The sequence below is a fragment of the Mycobacterium sp. E2462 genome (assembly GCF_001672685.1).
Lineage (GTDB): Bacteria > Actinomycetota > Actinomycetes > Mycobacteriales > Mycobacteriaceae > Mycobacterium.
This window is the reverse complement of record NZ_LZKC01000165.1, coordinates 1-2,499: the sequence shown is the minus strand read 5'-3', so window position 1 is coordinate 2,499 and position 2,499 is coordinate 1. Positions and strand designations below refer to the sequence as shown.

The 2,499-nt window shown below is 72.8% G+C and carries 2 pseudogenes; one reads left to right on the top strand and one right to left on the bottom strand.

Annotated elements, in window-relative coordinates:
- Positions 1-54 precede the first annotated feature (54 nt).
- Positions 55-2,049: pseudogene (locus A5714_RS07595) on the top strand (lipid II flippase MurJ); the annotation flags it as partial.
- On the opposite strand, the pseudogene A5714_RS25205 reads toward A5714_RS07595, so the two are convergent.
- Positions 2,046-2,499: pseudogene (locus tag A5714_RS25205) on the bottom strand (murein biosynthesis protein MurJ); the annotation flags it as partial. The pseudogenes A5714_RS07595 and A5714_RS25205 sit on opposite strands and share 4 nt — an antisense overlap.

The following is a 2,499-nucleotide window of genomic DNA, read 5'->3' as shown; positions in this document are numbered from 1 at the left end:
GCGGGGCCGGCGCCCCGCCCGCCCCGGCACTCGCTCTCGCCGCCCACCGGCCCCCTGCCGCCCGTACCCGCCGGCATCGACCGGCGCCGCCCCGAGCTGTCCGACTCCGCCTTGGTGTCGCGCTCGTGGGCGATGGCGTTCGCCACCCTGATCAGCCGGCTCACCGGCTTCGCCCGCATCGTGCTGCTCGCCGCCATGCTGGGCGCCGCGCTGTCCAGCTCGTTCTCGGTGGCCAACCAGCTGCCCAACCTGGTGGCCGCGCTGGTGCTGGAGGCCACCTTCACGGCGATCTTCGTGCCCGTCCTGGCCCGCGCCGAGCAGGGCGATCCCGACGGCGGCGCGGCGTTCGTGCGGCGCCTGGTGACGCTGACGACCGCCCTGCTGATAGTCGCCACCGCCCTGTCGGTGCTGGCCGCGCCGCTGCTGGTGCGGCTGATGCTGGGCCGCGTCCCACAGGTCAACGAGCCGCTGACCGTCGCCTTCGCCTACCTACTGCTGCCGCAGGTGCTCGCCTACGGCCTCACGTCGGTGTTCATGGCAATCCTGAACACCCGCAACGTGTTTGGGCCGACGGCCTGGGCGCCGGTCGTCAACAACGTTGTCGCGCTCGGCACCCTGGCGGTGTACGCGTTGGTACCGGGCGAGCTGTCCGTGGACCCGGTGCGGATGGGCAACACCAAGCTGCTCGTGCTGGCCCTGGGCACCACCCTCGGCGTCTTCGCCCAGACCGCGGTGCTGCTAATTGCGCTGCGCCGCCAGCACGTCAGCCTGCGCCCGCTGTGGGGCATCGACCAGCGCCTCAAACGGTTCGGCACCATGGCCGCCGCGATGGTGCTCTACGTCCTGATCAGCCAGCTCGGCCTGGTCGTCGGCAACCAGATCGCCAGCACCGCCGCCGCGTCCGGCCCGGCGATCTACAACTACACGTGGCTGGTCCTGATGCTGCCCTTCGGCATGATCGGGGTGACCGTGCTGACGGTGGTGATGCCGCGGCTGAGCCGCAACGCGGCCGCCGACGACACCCGCGCCGTGCTCGGCGACCTGTCGCTGGCCACCCGGCTGACCCTGATCACGCTGATCCCGATCGTGGCCTTCATGACCGTCGGCGGGCCCGCGATCGGCAGCGCGCTGTTCGCCTACGGCCACTTCGGCGACGTCGACGCCGGCTACCTGGGGGTCGCGATCGCGCTGTCGGCATTCACCCTCATCCCCTACGGGTTGGTGTTGCTGCAGCTGCGCGTCTTCTACGCCCGCGAGCAGCCGTGGACACCGATCGTGATCATCCTCGTCATCACGGCGGTCAAGATCGTCGGCTCCGTGCTCGCGCCGCACCTGACGAGCGACCCCAAGCTGGTCGCCGGCTACCTCGGGCTGGCCAACGGCGTCGGGTTCCTCGCCGGGGCGGTCATCGGCTACCTGCTGCTACGGCACACCCTGCTACCCGGCGGCGGCCAGCTGATCGGCGTCGGCGAGGTGCGCACGATCCTGGTGACCCTGACCGCGTCGATGCTGGCGGGACTGCTCGCGCACGTAGCGGACCGGCTGCTCGGGCTGGACGGGCTCACCAGGCACGGCGGCGCCGCCTCTTTGCTGCGGCTGGTCCTGCTGGGGCTGATCATGCTGCCCATCACGGCGGGTGTGATGCTGCGCGCCGGGGTGCCCGAGGCGCGGGCCGCGTTCGACGCCGCGCGTACCCGGCTGACGGGCCGGCCGCCGCGGCCCCGCCGAGCTGCTGCGCTGGCGGGATCGTCTCACCGGCGCCCCGTCACGTACCCTGAGCAGAGAAATTCGTCCCCGCCTGGGGCGCATGCGGTCCAGGAGCCGACCCGGCCCAGGCCTCCGGAGCGGCCAGCCCGAGCCCGGACAGCGAAAGGACCGGAGGTGACCGACCGCCCGATGGAGAGCCCCGCATCCAGCGCCGGCTCCGGCGCGCTTCCCCCGTCCGGTGAAGTGGCGCGGCCGGTTGCCGACGACTTCCAACCCGACATCCCCGCCGAGCGTCCGACCGACCGGCCGGCGCCCCGCCCCGCCGAGCCCGCCGCCGCGCCGTCCTCCTGCACCGCGCGGACCGCGACCGCGGAGATCTGGAAGGGGATGTCGCGGTGCACCGTCATGGGTTCGACGGGGTTGCCCGCGGCGTCCCGGTCGGCCGGGGCCAGACCGCTGCGGGCCCCCGACTCCGGCAATGGCCAGCGGTTGACCAGCAACGCATACAGCGCCGCTCCGATGCCGCGGATGTCATCTTGCGGGTTGGCGTTGGGCATGGTCGCCGGGTAGGCCAGCACCACGTCACCCTCGATGCTGACCCGCACCCGGCTCGGGTCGTCGATCGACAGCGCGACCCCGGCGCGGTGGGCCGCGTCGGCGGCAGCGGCCAGCGATTGCATGGCCCGCACGGCGCCGACGGGCGACGGGGCGGTGTCGGCGACCTCCTGCAGCGAGCCGCCGCGAATCCATTCGGCGACCACTAGCCCACCGCTATTGGTGTGGACGACGTCG